Annotated in this window: 19 protein-coding genes and 1 tRNA gene; 11 read left to right on the top strand and 9 right to left on the bottom strand. The window is 43.0% G+C overall.

Features of this window, described 5'->3' with window-relative positions:
* Window positions 1–9: 9 nt before the first annotated feature.
* Window positions 10–86, bottom strand: a tRNA-Lys gene (locus SOO65_RS18680).
* Between the two features lie 149 nt (window positions 87–235).
* Between SOO65_RS18680 and mtaB the strand changes: the two genes are divergently transcribed.
* Window positions 236–1525: a tRNA (N(6)-L-threonylcarbamoyladenosine(37)-C(2))-methylthiotransferase MtaB gene (gene mtaB / locus SOO65_RS18675; RefSeq protein WP_321394042.1), complete on the top strand. Its 1290-nt coding sequence runs from the start codon at window positions 236–238 to the stop codon at window positions 1523–1525.
* Here the strand turns inward: mtaB and SOO65_RS18670 are convergent.
* The 4 genes from SOO65_RS18670 to SOO65_RS18655 all read right to left on the bottom strand — a co-directional run bounded on the left by SOO65_RS18670 (window position 1518) and on the right by SOO65_RS18655 (window position 4916).
* On the bottom strand, window positions 1518–2660 hold the full coding sequence (locus SOO65_RS18670) for a hypothetical protein (protein ID WP_321394040.1): 1143 nt from the start codon (window positions 2658–2660) through the stop codon (window positions 1518–1520). The two genes, mtaB and SOO65_RS18670, sit on opposite strands and share 8 nt — an antisense overlap.
* Window positions 2657–3028 carry a hypothetical protein gene (locus SOO65_RS18665; RefSeq protein WP_321394037.1) on the bottom strand — a complete coding sequence of 124 codons (372 nt, stop codon included), beginning with the start codon at window positions 3026–3028 and terminating at the stop codon, window positions 2657–2659. The genes SOO65_RS18670 and SOO65_RS18665 overlap by 4 nt, the downstream gene beginning before the upstream one ends.
* A gap of 88 nt (window positions 3029–3116) precedes the next feature.
* The gene (locus SOO65_RS18660) at window positions 3117–4385 is read right to left on the bottom strand and encodes an adenylosuccinate synthase (protein WP_321394035.1); all 1269 of its coding nucleotides are present in this window, start codon (window positions 4383–4385) and stop codon (window positions 3117–3119) included.
* Window positions 4386–4571: 186 nt separating this feature from the next.
* Window positions 4572–4916, bottom strand: a complete 345-nt coding sequence (locus SOO65_RS18655; protein ID WP_321394032.1) for a hypothetical protein — start codon at window positions 4914–4916, stop codon at window positions 4572–4574.
* Between the two features lie 366 nt (window positions 4917–5282).
* Between SOO65_RS18655 and murJ the strand changes: the two genes are divergently transcribed.
* Both murJ and SOO65_RS18645 read left to right on the top strand, forming a co-directional pair.
* Window positions 5283–6842 (top strand): murein biosynthesis integral membrane protein MurJ, encoded by a 1560-nt coding sequence (gene murJ / locus SOO65_RS18650; protein WP_321394029.1) that lies wholly within the window; start codon window positions 5283–5285, stop codon window positions 6840–6842.
* A 79-nt stretch (window positions 6843–6921) separates the two neighbouring features.
* Window positions 6922–7365: a hypothetical protein gene (locus tag SOO65_RS18645; protein WP_321394026.1), complete on the top strand. Its 444-nt coding sequence runs from the start codon at window positions 6922–6924 to the stop codon at window positions 7363–7365.
* 12 nt (window positions 7366–7377) lie between these two features.
* Here SOO65_RS18645 and SOO65_RS18640 read toward each other — a convergent pair whose 3' ends face one another.
* Window positions 7378–7962: a hypothetical protein gene (locus tag SOO65_RS18640; protein ID WP_321394024.1), complete on the bottom strand. Its 585-nt coding sequence runs from the start codon at window positions 7960–7962 to the stop codon at window positions 7378–7380.
* 205 nt (window positions 7963–8167) lie between these two features.
* Here SOO65_RS18640 and SOO65_RS18635 point away from each other — a divergent pair, with 205 nt between their 5' ends.
* On the top strand, window positions 8168–10489 hold the full coding sequence (locus SOO65_RS18635; RefSeq protein WP_321394021.1) for a hypothetical protein: 2322 nt from the start codon (window positions 8168–8170) through the stop codon (window positions 10487–10489).
* 60 nt (window positions 10490–10549) lie between these two features.
* On the opposite strand, the gene SOO65_RS18630 is transcribed toward SOO65_RS18635, so the two are convergent.
* On the bottom strand, window positions 10550–10969 hold the full coding sequence (locus SOO65_RS18630) for a hypothetical protein (RefSeq protein WP_321394018.1): 420 nt from the start codon (window positions 10967–10969) through the stop codon (window positions 10550–10552).
* A gap of 86 nt (window positions 10970–11055) precedes the next feature.
* Here SOO65_RS18630 and uvrC point away from each other — a divergent pair, with 86 nt between their 5' ends.
* A complete protein-coding gene (gene uvrC / locus SOO65_RS18625) occupies window positions 11056–12933 on the top strand; it encodes an excinuclease ABC subunit UvrC (protein WP_321394016.1) in 1878 nt (625 codons plus the stop codon).
* On the opposite strand, the gene SOO65_RS18620 is transcribed toward uvrC, so the two are convergent.
* The gene (locus SOO65_RS18620) at window positions 12930–13139 is read right to left on the bottom strand and encodes a hypothetical protein (protein ID WP_321394013.1); all 210 of its coding nucleotides are present in this window, start codon (window positions 13137–13139) and stop codon (window positions 12930–12932) included. The two genes, uvrC and SOO65_RS18620, sit on opposite strands and share 4 nt — an antisense overlap.
* 106 nt (window positions 13140–13245) lie before the next feature.
* On the opposite strand from SOO65_RS18620, the gene SOO65_RS18615 reads away from it, so the two are divergent.
* Genes SOO65_RS18615 through SOO65_RS18605 form a run of 3 tightly spaced genes read left to right on the top strand, consistent with a single transcriptional unit; the run spans window position 13246 to window position 16023 of the window.
* Window positions 13246–14094 (top strand): uracil-DNA glycosylase family protein, encoded by an 849-nt coding sequence (locus SOO65_RS18615; protein ID WP_321394009.1) that lies wholly within the window; start codon window positions 13246–13248, stop codon window positions 14092–14094.
* Window positions 14095–14153: 59 nt separating this feature from the next.
* Complete coding sequence (locus SOO65_RS18610) at window positions 14154–15299, top strand: SpoIID/LytB domain-containing protein (protein WP_321394005.1); 1146 nt, start codon at window positions 14154–14156, stop codon at window positions 15297–15299.
* 1 nt (window position 15300) lies between these two features.
* The gene (locus tag SOO65_RS18605) at window positions 15301–16023 is read left to right on the top strand and encodes an N-acetylmuramoyl-L-alanine amidase family protein (RefSeq protein WP_321394002.1); all 723 of its coding nucleotides are present in this window, start codon (window positions 15301–15303) and stop codon (window positions 16021–16023) included.
* A 40-nt stretch (window positions 16024–16063) separates the two neighbouring features.
* Here SOO65_RS18605 and SOO65_RS18600 read toward each other — a convergent pair whose 3' ends face one another.
* Window positions 16064–16690 (bottom strand): hypothetical protein, encoded by a 627-nt coding sequence (locus SOO65_RS18600; RefSeq protein WP_321393999.1) that lies wholly within the window; start codon window positions 16688–16690, stop codon window positions 16064–16066.
* A 353-nt stretch (window positions 16691–17043) separates the two neighbouring features.
* Between SOO65_RS18600 and SOO65_RS18595 the strand changes: the two genes are divergently transcribed.
* From SOO65_RS18595 to SOO65_RS18585, 3 genes are all read left to right on the top strand, one after another.
* Window positions 17044–17796, top strand: a complete 753-nt coding sequence (locus tag SOO65_RS18595) for a hypothetical protein (protein ID WP_321393997.1) — start codon at window positions 17044–17046, stop codon at window positions 17794–17796.
* 60 nt (window positions 17797–17856) lie between these two features.
* Complete coding sequence (locus SOO65_RS18590) at window positions 17857–18636, top strand: DsbA family protein (RefSeq protein ID WP_321393995.1); 780 nt, start codon at window positions 17857–17859, stop codon at window positions 18634–18636.
* A gap of 228 nt (window positions 18637–18864) precedes the next feature.
* The gene (locus tag SOO65_RS18585) at window positions 18865–19410 is read left to right on the top strand and encodes a flagellar basal body-associated FliL family protein (protein ID WP_321393992.1); all 546 of its coding nucleotides are present in this window, start codon (window positions 18865–18867) and stop codon (window positions 19408–19410) included.
* Window positions 19411–19419: the final 9 nt, after the last annotated feature.

Genomic DNA, 19419 nt, shown 5'->3' with positions numbered 1-19419 from the left:
TCGATGAAATGGTGATCTCGCTGTGACTCGAACACAGGACCCCCTCCTTAAAAGGGAGGTGCTCTAACCAACTGAGCTACGAGACCACTTTCAATCGAAGGTCTACAAGTTATTGTTTTAGACGAAATTTGTCAAACACAAAATTGCAAAAATTTAAGATTTTTTTTTGCCCTAAACCAAGATTTTTTACCCACTTATTAGACAAATACAAAGGCATTCGTTAGATTCCCGCTCTATGGAAACAACGAATCTTACTTCTAAAAAAGTCTCATTTCACACTCTTGGATGCCGTCTGAATTTTTCAGAATCTGGCTCTATTGCGCAGGGGTTTGTTGATAGGGGTTATGAGGTCGTAGAATTCGGAAATCAGGCCGATGTGGTCTTTTTAAATACTTGTACAGTAACTGATGGCGCGGATTCTACCTGTCGTAATTTAATTCGTAAGGCACAAGCATCATCTCCAGAAGCAAAAATCGTTGTAGCTGGTTGTTACGCTCAAATGGAAGCAGACAAAATTAAGAACATGCAAGGCGTGGATCTTATTCTTGGAACTTCTGAGAAGTATAAAGTGTTCGATTATCTCGATTCAGAAGCTGATCAAGAAGTTCATATTGATAAGTCTTCTGATTTCTGGGGAGCTGCCACAACTCTCGCCGATTCACACACTCGTGCCTTCCTGAAAATTCAGGATGGATGTAATTACGTTTGTTCATTCTGTATTATTCCATTCGCTCGTGGTCGTTCACGCACAATTTCGGTTGAGGACGCGATTCGCGAGGCGAAGGAGCTGGCGGCCAAGGGTTTCAAGGAAATCGTTCTTACGGGCGTAAATATTGGCGAATACGAAGCCATCAGTGGTGAGAAGCTGACTGACCTCGTGAAACTGATTGCCGATATCCCAACGGTAGAAAGACTTCGTCTTGGTTCAGTTGAGCCAAACACCATGACTCGCGAACTTCTTGAAACTTTAAAAGCGACTGGAAAATATCAGGACCATTTCCATATCCCAATGCAGAGTGGAAGTGATGCGATCCTGACTTCAATGAGAAGAAAGTATAATTCGACTCAATATAAAGAAATCATTTCAATGGTTCGTAGCTACTTCCCGCAAGCTGCCTTCGGTGCTGACGTCATTGTTGGTTACCCTGGAGAGACGGAAGAGCAGTTCCTTGAAACTTTTAATCTTCTAAGAACACTACCAATTACTCACTTCCACGTGTTTCCATATTCAAAACGTAAGGGCACGACTGCCTCAAAGATGGATAATCATATTCAAACGTCGGTGAAAAAAGACCGCGTGAGAACTTTGATGATGTTAGGGGACGCAAAACTTGATGAATTCTCAGCAAACTTTGTTGGTAACACGACAAATGTTCTGTTTGAAAATGAAGCTGATGGCTTCTGGGAAGGGTATAGCTCGAACTATCTTCGCGTAAGAGTGAAATCAACTGAGAATTTAAAGAACGAAGTTCGTTCTGTTCGCGTTGATTCTTATGTGGGTGGAAAACTAATCGGAACTATTTAGGATCTAAATAAGTCATCTGATAAGCGTTTCTGTTGATCACGCCTTCATCAATCCAACAGCCTTCAACTGTATACTGGCCATTATTGTGTGCAGTTGAGTTGCAATCATCCAGATAAGCGCCTGTTTGGCGATTTTTACAAAGACACTTCTTACCTTTGGTCCATGTACCAAAATTACTTCCCCATGTATTACGGAGAAGAAGCTGACAGCTATTACCAACTTGTTTCTTGCCCACAATGATTGATTCGTGGTGTTCACAACCATTTGCATACTGAAGTTTTCCACCATCAGGATTTCTATAAGTGATCCCCTGAAGGTTTGGCTGGGTCAGGGCCTTAGCACAGTAACTCACCGATACAGGCGCCTTAATTGTATCCATGACCTGAGCAATCTGACCGGTAACGATTCCGTCAGTCTCGCCAAAGATTTTTAAATTAGCTTTCGGTGCTTGAAGATTAAATTGTTTATTCTGACATGCTTGAAAGAGGAGCTTTTCCACCATCTCAGGAGTTGTGACCGCGTGTAGGTTACGAAGCAGTGGCAAAAGGGCGTCCCAAGTTGCATTGGATGAACACCATCTCATATCTGCATCTGATTTCGTTTCTTTAATCATCGCGATGATATCAATATCGTCCAGATTCGCTTCACGTCCTTCCAAAGCGGCAAGGGCGCGACCTTCTTCAATTGCACCCAATTTCTGGGTATAGGTCTCAATAAACTGCACGACTTCAGAATCTTTGGTCTTTGCGGCCTTTGCCATCTGGGCAAGAGACTTATCAACAGCATCAAAAGAACATACAGGATATGTTTTCAGAGACTCGATAGTGCGTCTCACATTTCCGGTTCCAATCATCGTCCGGTTTTTTTCATTCGGAACGTTTTTGATGGCATACTTACCATGATTCATGGCCAGCCAAAGTGGGTGCGCGGTTCTTTCCTGAACACCTTTCTTCATCAGATTGTAGTCAAGAAGCTGAGAAGTCACATAGGCGTAACAAATATTTGATCCATCTTGATCATAGACAGGAATTTTTTGAAACGGAGAATTGGGTTCAGTCACTAAATTTGTTGGAGTACAAACAGTGGCGAATGTTGCTTGCGAGAATAGGACAAGAGATAAGGCAAGAAACTTCATTTAACAAAACCACCAATCGCTTCGGCAGAAACGATTGATTTATCTTTAAATACACAGAATGATTGTTCGTTATTTTTTGCGTCTTTAAGAATGATCACAGGGAGTTTCAAAGCGTGGCAAACCATTGTATCTGGATTCTGACCACCAACGCTTGAAGGAGTGCGGGGCTTTGACTGCTCAGTTTTAAAAAATGCTTTCGCTTCACATTTTTGTGAAAGACATGATTCTGAGACCCATCCCTTGATGGAATCTTCCCAACAAATTTTTTCTTTTTGAGAAAAACCGGTCCATGTCTCGCAATTGGCCGAAAAGGCCGCACGAGAAACGAAGTAACAAAGAATAAGCGCGCAAAGTTTAAAGAAAGTCATAAATCCCACCCGCTTCCATTATTACTCAAGGTTCTGAGTGTACGAAGCGGGTAAGATTTGCAGTGGGGGCGGGTTAAGAGGATCTTAACTAACTATACTGCTTGCGGAACACGATCTGATTACGATCCGGTCCATAAGCATAGATTCCGACCTGGATACCAAGGCTTTCTTGAATGAAGTTGATGTAGTCTTCAAGTTCTTTTGATGTCTTGCCACCAGAGAAATCATCAGTGAAAGGTTTGAACTCTTTATAAAGCGGTTTAGCGTTATAAAGGTTGATACCAGGGTAGGCACAATCAACCACTTTACCGTTCACTTCGTAAGCGTAACAAACTTTAAGCTCTTTTAGATTGCTAAGAATATCTAGCTTCGTCAGAGCGATAGAAGTGAGTTGTGAGCATTTAACCGAATAGCGAAGAAGTGGGATATCTAACCAACCACAACGACGTTTACGGCCAGTTGTAGCACCAATTTCATTACCGTTTACCTGAATCTCGGCACCGACCTCATCAAAAAGTTCAGTCGGGAAGGGACCTTCACCCACGCGAGTCGTGTAGGCCTTCGCAACACCAATTACTTCTTCCAGTTTGCGGCCAGGGATTCCGGCACCTGTGTAGATACCTGCTCCGGCAGTTGATGAAGAAGTTACGTATGGATAAGTTCCGTAATCGATATCGAGAAGAATTCCCTGAGCACCTTCATAAAGAACGCGCTTACCTTGAGAAAGTTTGTCGTCGATCAAGCTGAAAGTATCAGTAACGTAGTCTTTAAGAGACTGACCGTAACGATAAAGGCGCTCAACTTCTGATTCAATTGAAGGGATTTCAATTTGATAAAGATGTTTAAAGAGGATCGCTTTTTCAGCGTAGCCAGTTGAAAGACGACGAACAAGAGTGTCTTTGTCGAGAAGGTCTTTCACTTTAATCCCGCGACGAGAAACTTTGTCTTCGTATGCCGGGCCAATGCCTTTTCCAGTTGTACCGATTTTCTCAGGACCTTGTGATTCACGAGCAGCATCTAAGAGCTTGTGGTAGCTCGTGATAACAGTCGCAGTAGAAGAGAGTTTTAAATTATCCGGAGTAACATTTGTTACACCTTTGATCTTAGAAAGTTCATTTAAAAAGTTTTCCGGCTCAAGCACAACACCGTGGCCGATGACCGACAAACAGTGTGGGTGAAGAACACCAGAAGGGATCACGTGAAGAACAGTTTTTTGACCGTTCACCCAGATTGTGTGACCAGCATTGTGTCCACCTTGATAGCGAACAACTAAGTCACATTTTTCAGCGAGAAGGTCAGTTAGTTTACCTTTACCTTCATCACCCCATTGAGCACCAATAATCGCGAGCGTTTGCATGGATTAAACCCTTCGTACGTTAAATGAATGTCGGAGAGTCTGCACTATACTTCGGCCGAATGTGAATTTGAATGGGTATGAGTAATTGTTAGATGGATGGGTGTGCGCGTCTAAATTAAAAAAGGGGAGATATTGCTATCTCCCCCTCTCGAAAGGCACCCAAACGAATCCTGGGAGGAATATTGTTTAGGCGATCGATCTTAGTTCTAGTCTGCTTTGTAATGTATCGAGAACGCCCTGGAACTCGCTCAAACTCGGTAAGTTACCGAAATGAGTGTTCTCATGCATGTTCATCGATACGAAGTCGAAGATCTCGACAGGTGTTGAACGTTCCGCTCCTTTTTGGAAGGCGCGCCAGTTGGACTTACCGGTCTTCCTATAGTTCGCGAAAAGGTTTTCAACCATATCCTGCTTCGTCTTGACTCCCACCCCAACCACTTGTCCACTCGAATCTACTTCGAGGTACCAGACACGGTAATCATTCTGATTCTTCGGGTGCTGCTTGTTCTCCACGGCGATGGCCAGAAACATACGGAACCTCCTTGCTCTCGCTCAAGCTGTCGACTTCTTGTCTTGCTTGATGTGTGTGTTGGAGGTCACCCCGCGGTCTCCTTCCTGGAGATTTGGATGACCTTCTAGCATCCTGCTCCCCTTAAGAATCTCTTATGCCCCTACGATTGTAACGATGTTTACGCTAACATCAACTGGCCTGTATGAGAGAGAAAGTCAGAGGAGAGTAGAGTCAAAAAGGGACCCGCTCGGGTGTTACTGCAAATTTCATCACTTGCCCCGATGGAGTGTAGGGGCGAAAAAGGACCAAATCCCGAGTGAAAAAGTTTAAATTCTTCTCTATTCAAAAATTTCACTTCGAGCGAGAATGCTTTTCATAGGAGTTCTATGTCTGTCATTCGTTCTAGCATCAAGATGGCAATTGCCACTTTCTTCTCTCGTATTTTTGGCCTCGTAAGAGAACAAGTTATGGCCGCTTACTTTGGTGCAAGTGGAATGACCGATGCATTCTTGGTCGCATTTAGAATTCCAAATCTTCTCCGAGATCTATTTGCGGAGGGTGCTTTCTCTTCTGCTTTTGTTCCTACTTTCATTGAGGCCAATCAAGAATCATTCGAGAAGAGTAGAGAGCTCATGTGGTCTCTCTTCTGGTTGTTGTTCTTTATTACAGGAACAGTTTGTCTGGGGATTTTTATCTTCGCTCCTGAACTCGTGAGCATCTTTGCTCCTTCATTCACAAAAGATCCTGAGAAATTTATTGTTACGGTAAATCTCACTCGTATCATGGCACCATTTCTGACTTTCGTTTCTTTGGCCGCTCTATTTATGGGAGTGTTGAACTCTCTGAAAGTTTTCTTTGTGCCGGCCTTTGCACCTACTTGGTTCAACATTGTAAGTGTTATTTGTCAGGTGGGATTAAGCGGGCTCTTGTATAAGAATGGGTATCATCCTATTTACTCTCTAGGGATAGGTGCAATGCTGGGTGGTTTTGCTCAAGCTGCCGTTCAAGTTCCAAAGCTTATGCAGTTTGGTTACAAACCAATGTGGCCCAAAAAGTTTTGGACTGACCGTTCAAAGAAAATCGTGAAATTGATCGGGCCTGGACTTATTGGATTTGCGGCCGCTCAGATTAATATTCTTATTACTACGATTCTAGCGACTCCGATTGTGGGCGCGGTTTCGTGGCTCAGTTATAGTTTCCGTTTGTTCCAGTTACCGGTTGGGATTCTTTCCGTTTCGATTGGAAACTCGAACATGGTTCATTTTTCTGAGGCATGGAAAAAGAAAGATGTGGATGGAGCGAAGGCCTCACTTCAGCAAAGTTATTATCTTTCTTTTCTAACTGTGATGCCGGCGCTGGTGATGCTTTATTGCTTATCAGAAGAAATGATTAATCTCATTTTCGAAAGAGGGAAGTTCACCCATGAAAGTACCCTGATGACTGCTGAGGCCCTTCGCATGTATGCATTGGGTCTACCATTTTATGGGCTCTACAAACTTTTAGTTCCGACTTTTTACGCTCTAGATCGTCAAAAGATCCCAGTGATGGCCTCACTTTTTTCCATCGCATTCAACATCTCTTTTTGTTTACTGCTGACTCCGATTTTTGGTTTCAAAATTTTGGCCTTAGGAACAACATTATCGGTACTGGTGAATTCATGTTTCCAAAGTTGGATCCTTAAAAAGGATCTGAATCTTTCCTGGAATTTCTTCTTTTCGCTCAGAATTTGGAAGGTTGTAGGGGCAACTATAGGGTGTGCAATCATCACGGAAACCCTCCTAAAAGTGGAATTTTTCTCTCAACCATTCATCACTAAGTGCTTTTATTTAGGGGCCCAAATCCTAGCGATTGGAGCACTTTATGCGACTTTTCTCCTCTTGATGGGTGAGCGTGCAGCAGTCAACGCGCTCCTTAGTAAAGTCACAAAAAAGTTCCGAAAAAAGTAAAATAAATCAACGCTTTAACTTGTGCCGCAGGGACTTTTTAGTTATCCTGAATTGGTAATACCTATTTAAGGATGTTTTTATGAAAACAGATTTTGAAACGCTTAAAGCGCTCTCGACATACACAATCAATCACCTAAAGCAGGCTGAAATGATTGAGTTCGCAGCAGACTCTCGCGCAGATCTGATTGAAGCTCTAGCAACTGAATACGGTGTAAGCTTTGCGACTGACGAGAACATTAAAGAGCAAGCTATTGAAGAAGTAGAAGAGAAGTTTGGTGACGATATTCCTGGTGACATTACTGAAACAGAAATGTTCAACCATGCTCGTAAAGAGATCATCAAATCATTCAACGGTGAGAACATCGGTGGTCTTTATCTTATGGAATCTCTCCATAACATCGCTATCCGCGTGAAGAACTTCCTTCTTACTAATGATCTGATTGAAGACGTATTCTCATCAGATGAAGAACTAATTGATTTCGTAATTGATAAGATTCGTGGATTTGCGCCAAAGCGTAACTAAGGTTTATCAGAACTAAGATTCACGGATGAAACTTAGTTCTGCTAGACTCTCTTCAAAGTATGGTCCTTCGACCAGTCCATTCAAGACAGAACTCCGACTTTCAAAGATAAAATAGCCAGCATCATTCTGACTGCGCATTAAATAGATATCGTAGTAGATACGATCAACGACATTTTGTGATGCCTTTCCCTCAACTCGGATGATTTCCTGAAAAAATTCCTGAATTTCTGAATCTCGAAAAAGTACCCGTGAATCGGTCTCGAAAACTACATCCATATCAAATTCGATTTTCTCCAAATCGAGCTTCTCTTCCAGGAGTTGGGGGAGGGTTTTGCCATCATGTTGTGGAAGATAAGTAAAATTGGCGTACCAATCGTAACGAGTGTCGGTGCGCTCAAATCGAAGTGCTTCCGAAGTCTGGCCCACGATGGTCCACCAGTTCGGGATCATTAAAGAGAGGTTCGAAAACTGAACTTCATAGGACTCGTCCTTAAAAGTCGACTTCTCTTCTCCAATAATTTTCAGGGTATAGAAGGCCCCTCCTATTAAAGAGAGGAGAATCAGCCATTCCCAGATGTGATTTGAGAAAATATCCATAACGTCCTGAGATTATAGCAAGGATCAGAAACTTTCTAGTCACTTTAAAGGCTAAAGTTTTGCTGACTTTCTTCCGAAACTAAAACGACGTTCTGGGCCCAGAGTTGGACATTTTTGCCTAACATAGTCCCAAACTGATCAAGTGTTATGATGATTAAAGGTAATTTTCCCTGGGTAGGGAAATCAAATATTGGGTAGGACATCTATGAATAAGTTTATCCCTCTTTTTTTAGGACTAATGATCCCTCTTTCGAGTGCAATGGCGGATTCATTCACCGATGAAGCGGTTGAATTCTGTCGCTCAAAGGGTGGTGCCTACTCCATGGGTACGATGCAAGAGCAAGGGGATAAATACTGTCGACAAGTGACATGTAAAAAAACAAATGCGGCCGATGGTCGTTTACAAATTCCTGATGGTGCCGCGGGCCCTGAGGCAAACGTTGAAGCAACCAAGTCAGTGTGTGTGGCGAAGTCTATCGTAGATGGTAACTTCAATACTAACGGTGCTGGTAACTCTTCAGGTTCTTCTTCTGGTTCATCTAGTGGTTCTTCGTCAGGCTCTTCATCTGGTTCATCTTCAGGATCAGCATCTGGTTCGGCCTCTGGCTCAGCTTCAGGTTCTGCATCTGGTTCAGCGTCGGGCTCTGCTTCTGGATCTGCTTCAGGATCTGCTTCAGGTTCAGGTGCTGGTGCGAACGATGCCGTTTATTGTGAAGAGCTGGAAGGCGAGGGCAGACTTAATCCGGGTGACCTATGTTACTCAGAATGTAAGCCTAAGCGTGACTGGAAAACTCTTTGGACTCAAAAGAAAGAAGGTTTTGAAAGAAAGTCTTGCGTAGAGTGTCTTCTTAAATACCCTGGTGTTTATAAAGTTAAGCGCGAATATCTTCCAAAAGATAAAGACGGAAAAGTCATCGGTGACTCTAGTGTTGGCCTTGGAAAAGGTGTGACAGTAAAAACTGGTGTGATCGTGTGTAAAGATGCTTCTGGTAAAATTGTTTCTGTAACTGGTTCAGCTTGTCCATCTGGTATGACTGTTCATGCTGCTGGTGGTGCTGGTTCAGGCGGAGGCACAATCATCGTTGGTGGTGGTGCTGCAAGTGGTGTTGCTGGTGGCGTAGCTGGCGGTATCAATATCGGTGGTTCAATTGCTGGTGGTGTAGGAGCTGGCGGCGGTCGCGGTGATAACCGTCCTGCTTACTGTATCAATCCTACTAAGAAAAAAGATTTTGAAATGTGTGAAGAATGGATGCGTCTTAACAGTCGCTTCGAGTGTTCTTCAGGCGGAAACATGAACGCTTGTACTGCTGGTGCGAGTGGTGAAATCATGGGTCGATATAGCACAACTGATTGCGTGAACTGCGGTGTTGGTTCTCGTAAACAAAGTACTCTATCTGGTGTTGCAGAAGTTATCGGTGCTCTTGCTCCAATCGGTGTAGCAGGTATTTCTGGTTACTTTGGTTATAAATCGCAGAAGGCATGGGCCGGTGCTGCGGAAGCGGGCTTCGAGCAGTGTCGTCTTGCTCAACAAGATTACATGCAATACCTACAATCAAACGAGCTTCCAGGATTAACTCCTGCTCAACAAGCGAATATGAACTGTAACGGTTATAACCTTGGTCAGTACGCTGGTCTTGGTGGTGGTCTGAACGGTTGGTATGGAGCTGGTTATACTCCAGGATTCATTGGCGGTATGATGGGACCATACGGTGGATATAATCCATACGGTGGCGGTATCGTAGGTGGAGTTGTTGGTGGTATCGCGGGTGGTGGTCTTTACGGCGGTATCGCAGGTGGAGGTCTATACGGTGGATACAACGGTGGTATCGCGGGTGGTGCTGTAAACGGAATCTCGATTGCTGGTGGTATCAATAGTGGATTGTATGGTGGTATCGCGGGTGGCGGACTATATGGTGGCGGTCTTTATGGTGGAGGTCTCTACGGCGGTATCGCAGGTGGCGGTCTATACGGTGGATACAACTCTGGTATCGCGGGTGGTGCTGTAAACGGTATCTCAATTGCCGGTGGTATCAACGGTGGTATGTATAACGGCGGCCTATATGGTGGCGGTCTTTACGGTGGTGGATTATACGGCGGCGGTCTTTATGGCGGTGGCCTATATGGTGGTAACGGTATCGCAGGTGGTGCTGTAAACGGTATCTCGATTGCCGGTGGTATTGCAGGCGGCGGATTATATGGTGGTGGTCTATACGGCGGCGGAATGTACGGTGGTATGAATGGTGGTTACATTGCTGCAGGTAACGTAGGCGGTGGTTACTACAACGCTGGTGTTGCAGGCGGATACTACGCTGCTGGTGCGGCCGGTGGAATGTACGGCGGTATGAATGGTGGTTATGCTGATTTTGCTAACAGCCAAAATGCTGCGAATTACGATCGCATGCTACAAATGCAAGGAACTGGTTATCAGATGAGCACTATGGGTGGCTCAGCTATGTACAACCCAATGAACGCTGGTATCTCTCTAAATGCTGGACTAGGAATTGGCGGGTCGTTCGGAGGTTGGTAAAAAAATATACCGAAGACTTACGTGTAGATAAAAAAAAGGGAGCTCTTAAGCTCCCTTTTTTTATTGCTTGTTATGAACAAGAGTTTTGATTTCGTGTCGGAAGATGACTTCAATTTTATCATCCACAACTTTCTCAACGATACCAGGGCCGAACTTCACGTGATCGATGATGTCACCTTCAGTGAACTTGCCATCCATTGCATATGGAGTAGATTTCTTCTTAGTATTAGACATTTTTTCCATCCAAAGATCAGAAACAGAAACAACCTTTGATGGAGCAGAAGAAGTTTTCTTTGTCCTAGTTTTATTCTGCTTTGAAGACTGAGATGGGTCTTTAAAAGATTGAATAGTATTGCAAGTGTTACACTTAACTTTTGCAATATGCTTTGAATCCTTCATAGCAACGATGGTATGACCAAGGTTAAGTTTACATTTTGTGCAATAAGAAAGCACATCCTTGCCTACCGTTAACTGAGACATATTTTTCCTTTTAGTTTAGACTCGAGAGAGAAAGACGACCTAAATATTATAGCGTTAGTAGGTCGTAACGTAAAGCGAAGTCACCAATGAAGAAGCTCGACGAATTACTTGATAAAGCCCAAAGCCTGCCACAAGAAGCAGGTTGTTACTTAATGAAAGACAAGAATGGTCGGGTGATTTACGTTGGTAAGGCGAAGCGTCTTCGTTCGAGAGTAACATCTTACTTTAATCAATCAGCTAAGGGACTTAAGACAGAGTACATGGTGGGTCATATCGATACTTTCGATTTTATGATCACCCGTTCTGACGCTGAGTCATTTGTTCTTGAAAATAATCTGATTAAAGAACATTCACCTAAATACAATATCCGACTGCGGGACGACAAAAGTTATCCCTATCTACAGGTCAATTGGAATGAACCATTTCCTAGGCTTGAATACATCCGTCGTCCAAAAAAGGGGAAGGGGAAAGAACTCTTTGGGCCTTATCCTCCAGGCTCAAACATTTCGATGATCATGCGAGTTCTGACAAAGTCTTTTGGACTTCGTGATTGCAGTCTAAGTGAATTCAAGTCTCGCAAGACTCCGTGTCTGTTATATCAAATGAAACAATGTAGTGCTCCTTGTGTCGGTTATAGAAGTGCGGCCGAGTACGAGAATGATCTTCAAACGGCAATGGGATTTTTTCAAGGGCCGATCAAGGCCAAGCGGACAATTCAAAAGCTTGAAGAGAAAATGATGGCATATGCAGATGCTGAAGAGTTTGAGATGGCCGGAGTAATCCGCGATCATGTGCAGCTCCTTCAGGACTTCCTGGATAAATCATATGATCAGAAAGTGGAGAGCATCCAATCCGAAAAAAATATCGATGTGTGGTCATATTGGAACGGGGATGAAGAAGTAGATATTTCTTTATACATGATTCGTTCGGGTCTCCTACTCGGTCAGAAGAACTTCCACTTTGTGAAGGGTGAGTTGATAGAAGAACTTGTAGATGAAGTGCTTCAGAAAATTGTTCAGTACTATTCAGATCCGGAAGAAATGAGTCCGGACATGGTCGTGATGGATTTCGAGGAAGAAGAAATCAAAGATGTCTCTTCGGCCCTTCAAACTTTTGGAGAAATGAAAGTTCTTGGTATTTCTAAAAAGTATTTCCCATTGATCGCCATGTGTAGAAAGCACGCTGAAGAGTCACAGAAAGTGCGAATCGCCAATGCTGACAGTGTGTACATGGGTCTTCATAAGCTTCGTGAACTTTTGAATATGAAAGAACGTCCTCGTGTTCTTGAATGTTATGACGTTGCAATTTGGCAGGGACAATCACCGACAGCATCTCAGATTGTTTTTGAAGAAGGAAAGCCCAATAAGAAAAAGTATCGCTACTATCACTTAGAAACTCGTCCAGAGGGGAACAATGACTTTGCCATGATGAGAGAAGTTATCACTCGTCGTATGGACAATGGTGATCTGCCGGATGTTTTAGTCATCGATGGTGGTGTGGCCCAGGTAAACACTGTTACGGCCGTATTGCGTGAACTTCAAATTGAAATGTGTGTGGTTGGAATTGCTAAATCCAAGGATCTTACAACAGGAGATCTTCGCGCAACTGAAGTCGTTCGTTCAGAGGAGAGACTCATCATTCCTGGCAGAACCAATCCTTACATCCTAAGTAAGTGTCCGCCGCTATTTAAAATCATTGTGAGCATGCGAGATGAGGCCCATAGATTTTCTCGTAAGCTTCACCATAAAGCTGAATCAAAGCGTGTTCTTTCAACTTGGTTGGATGAAGTGAAGGGACTTGGTGAAGACACTAAGAAAAAAATTCTTTCCCAGTTATCCATGTCTCAGGACGAATTACGGGCCTATACTGTGAATGATTTAATGAATTATTTCGGAATCAAAAGTCCTCAGGCAAAAGCGCTGTGGACGCATTTGCATGAGGATGATGTAGAAATCGAAGATTAGTTCAGAACGTGAATTACGCGACGGTTACCGCAACCACAATCCATGCAACGAGCGGTTTCCTGTACCAGAAGATTTTTATAATCCGGCATATGAGATAGAAGAAGCTTTGAACCGCAGACTTTACATTCGTCCATGGTCTTTTTCACTTGCTCAGCGCCACCAAAGTACTCTTCAAAACTCTCAAATTTAAAATCGATATCAGACATGTTGTGCTCCTCACTCTGTACAACAGTCTTTTCGGCGCTCTGGAAGTGGGAGTTTAAGAGATTTTAAGGCTAGGAAAGAACGTTCACTTTGTGCTAAAAGATGGGTATGGACGATTTATTTAAGCAAAAATTATTGACCCTACGGAACCCACCGAAGGCCTCGACCTTCGCTGACGCCCTTATGGGAGAAACGAGTTGGCTTAAGAAAAGTCCGTCTGTCATAAAGGCCACAAAACCGATTATTCCTGCCAAAGAAGCTTTTTCAGAAAAGGCCCAGGTTCTTGAGTCCCTTGAGCGCTTTGCCCAGGAGAAAGTAGAAGAGACTGGTCACAGTATTCTGAAACTTGATGGGGGAGAAATCCGTGTTAAGGCCGAACCAGGGTGGGAAGGGCTTCAACATTTCCAAGACCTCACGGCCTTAAAATCTGCTCTTAAATTAGACTCTCGAGTTTTGGATATCATCCTTAAGAATAAGACCCAAGATTCAGTGAAGGCGATTTTTGTGTCTGAAAAGTTCCGTCAGTGGGACGAGCTTTCAGCTGAACTTAAATCCGGCTTCATTGATGAGTTGATCGTGGGGTTCCCACTTAAAACCGCTGAACTTTTTGAGCGCATGATCATGGCCATGAAGCTGGATCCTTCAGAGGTCATCATCTACCCGGTCGAAGGGACTGATGAAAGTGATTACTCGCATGAGGTGATGGAGATCGCTTCCTTCTTCAATCCGGAAGTAATTATCACTTTAGGAGCGAAGGCGACTCAGAAAATACTCAAGTCAAATGATCGGCTATCTATGGTTCACGGCCAGTTCTTCACTCGTAAGGCCGGCAATCAAAGCACATTTCAAATAGTTCCGCTGTTCCACCCAAGCATCATCGAAACCAACCAGAACATGAAGAAAACTGCCTGGGCCGACATGCAAAAAATCATGAAGCATTTAAAAAAACTCCCATGAATTTCTAGAATTTAGGTATGATGGAGGGGGTATTTTAATTTCCAAGGATAAGGGAATTAATGTTAAAAACAGGAAGTTGCTTCTTTCTTTTGCTATTTTCAGCATCGTCGTATGCTGCTGTCCCTTCTGTTAAGGTCCTGATTGCTAAATCATTAAAGAGAGTAGTGGTTGAAGGAATGGATCTCGAAAAGACCATTCATACACAACATAAAAAGCAGCAATACTCCGGTCGCAAAACGATCGCTTTTAACTGTAATCCATCTGCCTCTAAGACCAAGTCTCAGATGCCAAAAAATCCGCTTCTCGTGGCGTCTCTGAGTTCTCCTACGGGTCTTGTTTCATGGGGGAAGCATAAATATCAGGGTGAACTTCAGCTCCTTACTAATCCAGGACAGGAGAGTTGTGATCTCGTAAATCTTATTCCGATGGAAAATTACATCACGACACTTCTTTCGAAAGAAATGAACGGAACGTGGCCTGTTGAGGCCCTGAAGGCCCAGGCGGTTGCCGCTAGAACTTATGCTTATGATCGAATCAAGAAGGGCATGGGTTTTGATAATCCGGATAAGCTTTATCACTTAGAGTCTTCTGAAAAAGATCAAGTGTCTGGTACCTTTCACGATATTACTCAAAAAACACTTCAGGCCTCGAGAGAAACTTCTGGCATGATTCTGGTTGGCCCTTCGGGCAAGATTGCTCCGGCATTTTTTCACTCTAAATGTGGTGGAAAAACTTTTAGACCGGACCAAGTTTGGGGTGGGGTGGAAGAAGGATATCGTTCAGTAAACTGTACCTTCTGTCAGAAGACAGGCATGAAAGATTGGAACTACCAAATTAAGGGCCAAAAGCTTACATCCATGGTGGATCAGGTTCTAAAAAGATATTACGCGGACGAGATTCAAGGCACTGATGTAAAACTAATGCCTGACTCTTTGGCGAATTCTGAACTCAGAATGTATGTGGGCGATCGACTTCACATTATTAAAAAGTCTTATTTGAGAAATCTTGCTGGCCGAGAACTTCTTCCTTCGAATAACTTTATTATGTCGATGAAGAACAATGAATTTATGGTCAAGGGCCAAGGTTACGGTCACGGCGTGGGTCTGTGCCAACTGGGTGCTCTGGAACTTGCAAAACGTGGTTATGATTATCGCCAGATACTTTCATTCTATTTCCCTCGGCACCAACTGAAGAAAGCTTACTGATATGAAATTTCTCGCTCTCTGTTTTCTACTTTTTACATACTCTGCTTTTGCGAAAGTGGTTTTGATTGACCCCGGTCATGGTGGTGAAGAAGTAGGTGCTATTGGGCATCTTGATCCAAAAAGATCGAGAAAGGTTTATGAGAAGGATCTATCCCTCAGACTTTCAAAAAAAATCAAAGAAGAACTTTCTAAACATACTTCGGCCTATCTTACGAGAAGTATCGATCGTTTGGTAACATTACCGGAGCGAGCTGAGCTGGCCGATCTTGTGAAGGCCGATCTCTTTCTTTCAATTCATTTCAATTCTTCAACGAATGCTCGAAGCCATGGTTTTGAACTTTATTATCTCGATAACAACTCAAATGTTGCCGCCAACAAAGTTGAGCGTGCGGAGAACTTAAACCTTCAAGGTGAAGAGTTAATCGTGAATCAGATTCTGGTGGATCTGGTAGTGCAGCAAACTGTTGTTCATTCTCGTCAGCTTGCATCTCTGGTTCATGAGAAAGTGAAACCTGTTATTAAGAAATATAAGATTGATGATCGGGGAGTGAAGCCTGGGTTATTTTACGTTCTAGCTCTTTCAAAACGTCCGGGTCTCTTAGTTGAGGCAGGATTTGTCTCTAATCCGAATGAACTTAAAAAAGTGAATGAGGAAAAATATCTGAACGAACTTGCTCGCAGTATCTCAGCGGGTGTCATCGCTTTTATCAACGCCCAAAAATAAAAAAGGGAGTCCGAAGACTCCCTTTTAGTATTTTTTTAATTTACATACAGTAAGGTGTGAAAGGCGCGCCTGACATATAAGCACCGAATGTCATTTCACGGAATTCAGCAGTTCCTCCGCCTGGGAAGATAACTGTTGCTTTACTTAATTGCTTAATGCCCGGACATCGTGCTGAAGCTGAGCCAAAGCCAATGTTAACAAGCTGACCTTGACCTGCGCTTGTGAATGAACGAGGACACATAAAACCTACGAATAGAGGTGCCTGACCAGTAGCTTGTCCTACAATCATTGCAACGTCTCCGTACGAGGTAACACCAACGTGATAATCACCAGGTGAAACTACATATGGAGTATTCGTTAGAGGAATTGAAATCGGAATCCTTGCAACTGCGCCTGTCGAGCTACAGCGATAATTTGAAACAAGGTTGTAAACAACCGGTGGTAGGTTTGTACTGGGGATCACAGTCCCAACACCGTTATAGCCCTGGCCATAAGGGTTATTCCAATTATAGCCGCCAGTAGTACCTGGATATCCAGTGTAACAGTTATAGTTTCCATTTGCTCCGCAACTATATGTTGAGGACTTGCCTGATTCATTGTCCTTCCCACAAGCCACAAGCATGGCGAGTAGAGCGACATTTAGTAAGCATAGACCAAGCGATTTCATGATAAGACTCCTTCGTCTTAAACGATTCTCGTCAACCTATCGGGTAGGAAGGGTGTTCACTTTAGTTATATTTTGAATTTGATCATCTTTGTCGGGGAAAAAAGCTCAAAAACTGCCTAGTTTTAAGACTTTAGATTTAATTTATGATTTAAGGAATGCTTTCCAATTTCTTAAGGTCGCCTATCCCTGAAATCAAGAGGGTCTTCAAAACTGAGGACAGTCGATTTATTTTATCGGTGGGCCTGAAAGTTTCTGCGATCTCATTTTGTATTAATCTTTTTATCTATTATTTTTTGTTTCAAATCATGCGCCTTAATTTTTATTTTTTCCGTGCGCATGGATCCCCGGATCTGATGGATCAAAATCTTTTCTTCGAGTCGATTATCGGAGAGGCGATTGATAATCTGCCTCTGCTCTTTGCCTATCATATTCTGTTGTTCTTCATTGGTACTTATGTCGGCTGGCTGATCCTTCATCCATTCCGCAGAATTGGCGAGTACTGTGAGAATGTTTTGGAGAGTCCAAACACAGTTTATAAAGTTGATGAGTTTAGCACGTATAAACTTCTTACTCGTTTCTCAGAGTTCTTCTTTGAGTTTCTGAGGGAGTCCAGAAAGAAAGGTGTGATCATTAGTCACAGTATTCCTCCTCAATTCTCAAAGATCCACAAGCCTGTTACTGATAAAATCTTCATGCTTCACTTTGGCTTATTGATGGTGATTATCTGTATCAGTAGTGCGGTCTTTATTACTGAAAACTCTTCTTCCGTTTTCATTTCGATGGTTGAATTGGCCACCAAGACTCTTTCCAATGATAAAACTGTGAACAAGTACTTCAGTGACCAGATGTACGTTCTGGATGATATGGTGGTGCTGACTGTTATTCTTATTGCAGTAAGCTATATACTCCTAGGGATTCACTTGTATGCAAAAGTTTCAGGTGCGGCCTTTGGAATTTTTTCTACGATGCGTGCTTTCATGAAAGGAAACTATAATAGTCGGGTACATCTTGTGGGTTATGCCTACATTCGTGAATACACCAGAAAGCTCAACAAATATCTCGATTACGTTCAAAATAATTTGGCCAAATCTGAGAGCAAAGATTGAAAACCCTCTCCCTTGTGATAATTTATTAATGATCCAAACCTACGTTAGAAAAGGAATGACATGAAAAGAATGATGCTTCTTGCAGCTGTGCTTGTTGTGGCCTCTGCTTGTACGTCGAAAGACGACCTAAAAAAAATGATCAAGGAAAACCCTGAAATCATCACTGAAGCTATTGAAGCTAATCCAAATAAATTCATCGATGCTCTTAACAATGCTGTTAAGGCCGCTCAAGAAGGAGAAGGCAAGCGTCGTGAGGAAGAAGAGAAGAAAGCTCTTGAAGAGTCTTTCAATAAGCCTCTACAAGCTGAAATTCGTTCTGATGAGAGCTTCCGTGGAAACAAAGATGCTCCAATCACGCTAATTGAATATTCAGATTTCGAATGTCCTTTCTGTTCTCGTGGTTACGGTACAGTTATGGAGCTTATGAAAAAGTACGAAGGTAAAATCCGTTTCGTATATAAGCACCTTCCACTTAGCTTCCACCCACAAGCTATGCCAGCTGCTCAGTACTACGAAGCAATTCGTCTTCAGAGCCCAGAAAAGGCCTGGGAATTCCACGATGCTATCTACAAAAATCAACGTGCTCTTCAGAATGGTGAATCATTCCTAAAAGCTGAAGCTAAGAAACTTAAAGTTGATATGGCGAAGCTTGAGAAAGATGCAAAATCTGAAGCAGTTCAGAAGCGCATCGATGCTGATATGGCAGAAGCTGCGAAGTTCGGTTTCCAAGGTACTCCAGGCTTCCTACTTAACGGTGTGCCTGTTAAAGGTGCTTACCCTACAAGTCACTTCGATGGTCTAATCGAAGAGCTTAAGAAGCGCGGTAAAATCAACATCTAATCTTTTTAGAAATTGATATAAAGGGCCCTGGCAATTGCCGGGGCTTTTTTTGTCTGAAACCCGACTAAACAAACAGGCAATTCTTACCCGGGGTCAAAGTGCCAACTATGAATCGGGTATTTTCGGCAAAATATTCCTTACAGAACACCACATTCTTGATTCAAATCCCAATGGAAGTTATAATTTTGACAAGGCCCCAGGAAGGGGCATTTTCCTTTAAAGGTAACAATGGCTGAAGAAAATAAACCAGGACCGGTTTCAAATTCTAGTAGTAAAAATCCATTACTAACTATCCTCATGATCGTTAACATCGTTGCGATGGGAACAGTGGCATTCTTCCAGTGGAAATTCATGGAAATGGAAGCGAAACGCCCTGACCTTACTCAACTCCTAAAAGAAAAAGATGCTCCTGCAGCAACAGCAGACGGTGAAGCAGCTGGTGAACAAAAGCCCACTGAAGTAGTGAAGAAAGAAAACCTTCTTCCACTTGATAGTTTCACTGTGAACCTTGCTCAAGGTGAAGGTCCACGTCGCTATGTTCGTCTCGATGCTGTTCTTAAAATGAGTGATGATGCTAAGGCTCCTGAGTTTGAAGCTCGTAAGCCGCAAATTCGCGACACTATCATCAGCATTCTGAACACCAAGAGAGCGGATGACCTTCTTAAAAAAGAAGGGAAGAGCTATTTAAAAGAAGAGATTAAAGCTTCTATCAATTCATTTTTGGTTGATGGAAGAGTGGAAGATATTTACTACATCAGCTTCCAAATCAACTAATTAGCAGGA

Source organism: Peredibacter starrii (assembly GCF_034259205.1).
Lineage (GTDB): Bacteria > Bdellovibrionota > Bacteriovoracia > Bacteriovoracales > Bacteriovoracaceae > Peredibacter > Peredibacter starrii.
This window is presented reverse-complemented; position numbering and strand designations above follow the sequence as displayed.

Bases quoted from the DNA above. Each gene is read 5' to 3' on its own strand.
- mtaB (WP_321394042.1), top strand. From the start codon at position 236: ATGGAAACAACGAATCTTACTTCTAAAAAAGTCTCATTTCACACTCTT.
- SOO65_RS18670 (WP_321394040.1), bottom strand. From the start codon at position 2,660: ATGAAGTTTCTTGCCTTATCTCTTGTCCTATTCTCGCAAGCAACATTC.
- SOO65_RS18665 (WP_321394037.1), bottom strand. From the start codon at position 3,028: ATGACTTTCTTTAAACTTTGCGCGCTTATTCTTTGTTACTTCGTTTCT.
- SOO65_RS18660 (WP_321394035.1), bottom strand. From the start codon at position 4,385: ATGCAAACGCTCGCGATTATTGGTGCTCAATGGGGTGATGAAGGTAAA.
- SOO65_RS18655 (WP_321394032.1), bottom strand. From the start codon at position 4,916: ATGTTTCTGGCCATCGCCGTGGAGAACAAGCAGCACCCGAAGAATCAG.
- murJ (WP_321394029.1), top strand. From the start codon at position 5,283: ATGTCTGTCATTCGTTCTAGCATCAAGATGGCAATTGCCACTTTCTTC.
- SOO65_RS18645 (WP_321394026.1), top strand. From the start codon at position 6,922: ATGAAAACAGATTTTGAAACGCTTAAAGCGCTCTCGACATACACAATC.
- SOO65_RS18640 (WP_321394024.1), bottom strand. From the start codon at position 7,962: ATGGATATTTTCTCAAATCACATCTGGGAATGGCTGATTCTCCTCTCT.
- SOO65_RS18635 (WP_321394021.1), top strand. From the start codon at position 8,168: ATGAATAAGTTTATCCCTCTTTTTTTAGGACTAATGATCCCTCTTTCG.
- SOO65_RS18630 (WP_321394018.1), bottom strand. From the start codon at position 10,969: ATGTCTCAGTTAACGGTAGGCAAGGATGTGCTTTCTTATTGCACAAAA.
- uvrC (WP_321394016.1), top strand. From the start codon at position 11,056: ATGAAGAAGCTCGACGAATTACTTGATAAAGCCCAAAGCCTGCCACAA.
- SOO65_RS18620 (WP_321394013.1), bottom strand. From the start codon at position 13,139: ATGTCTGATATCGATTTTAAATTTGAGAGTTTTGAAGAGTACTTTGGT.
- SOO65_RS18615 (WP_321394009.1), top strand. From the start codon at position 13,246: ATGGACGATTTATTTAAGCAAAAATTATTGACCCTACGGAACCCACCG.
- SOO65_RS18610 (WP_321394005.1), top strand. From the start codon at position 14,154: ATGTTAAAAACAGGAAGTTGCTTCTTTCTTTTGCTATTTTCAGCATCG.
- SOO65_RS18605 (WP_321394002.1), top strand. From the start codon at position 15,301: ATGAAATTTCTCGCTCTCTGTTTTCTACTTTTTACATACTCTGCTTTT.
- SOO65_RS18600 (WP_321393999.1), bottom strand. From the start codon at position 16,690: ATGAAATCGCTTGGTCTATGCTTACTAAATGTCGCTCTACTCGCCATG.
- SOO65_RS18595 (WP_321393997.1), top strand. From the start codon at position 17,044: ATGGATCAAAATCTTTTCTTCGAGTCGATTATCGGAGAGGCGATTGAT.
- SOO65_RS18590 (WP_321393995.1), top strand. From the start codon at position 17,857: ATGAAAAGAATGATGCTTCTTGCAGCTGTGCTTGTTGTGGCCTCTGCT.
- SOO65_RS18585 (WP_321393992.1), top strand. From the start codon at position 18,865: ATGGCTGAAGAAAATAAACCAGGACCGGTTTCAAATTCTAGTAGTAAA.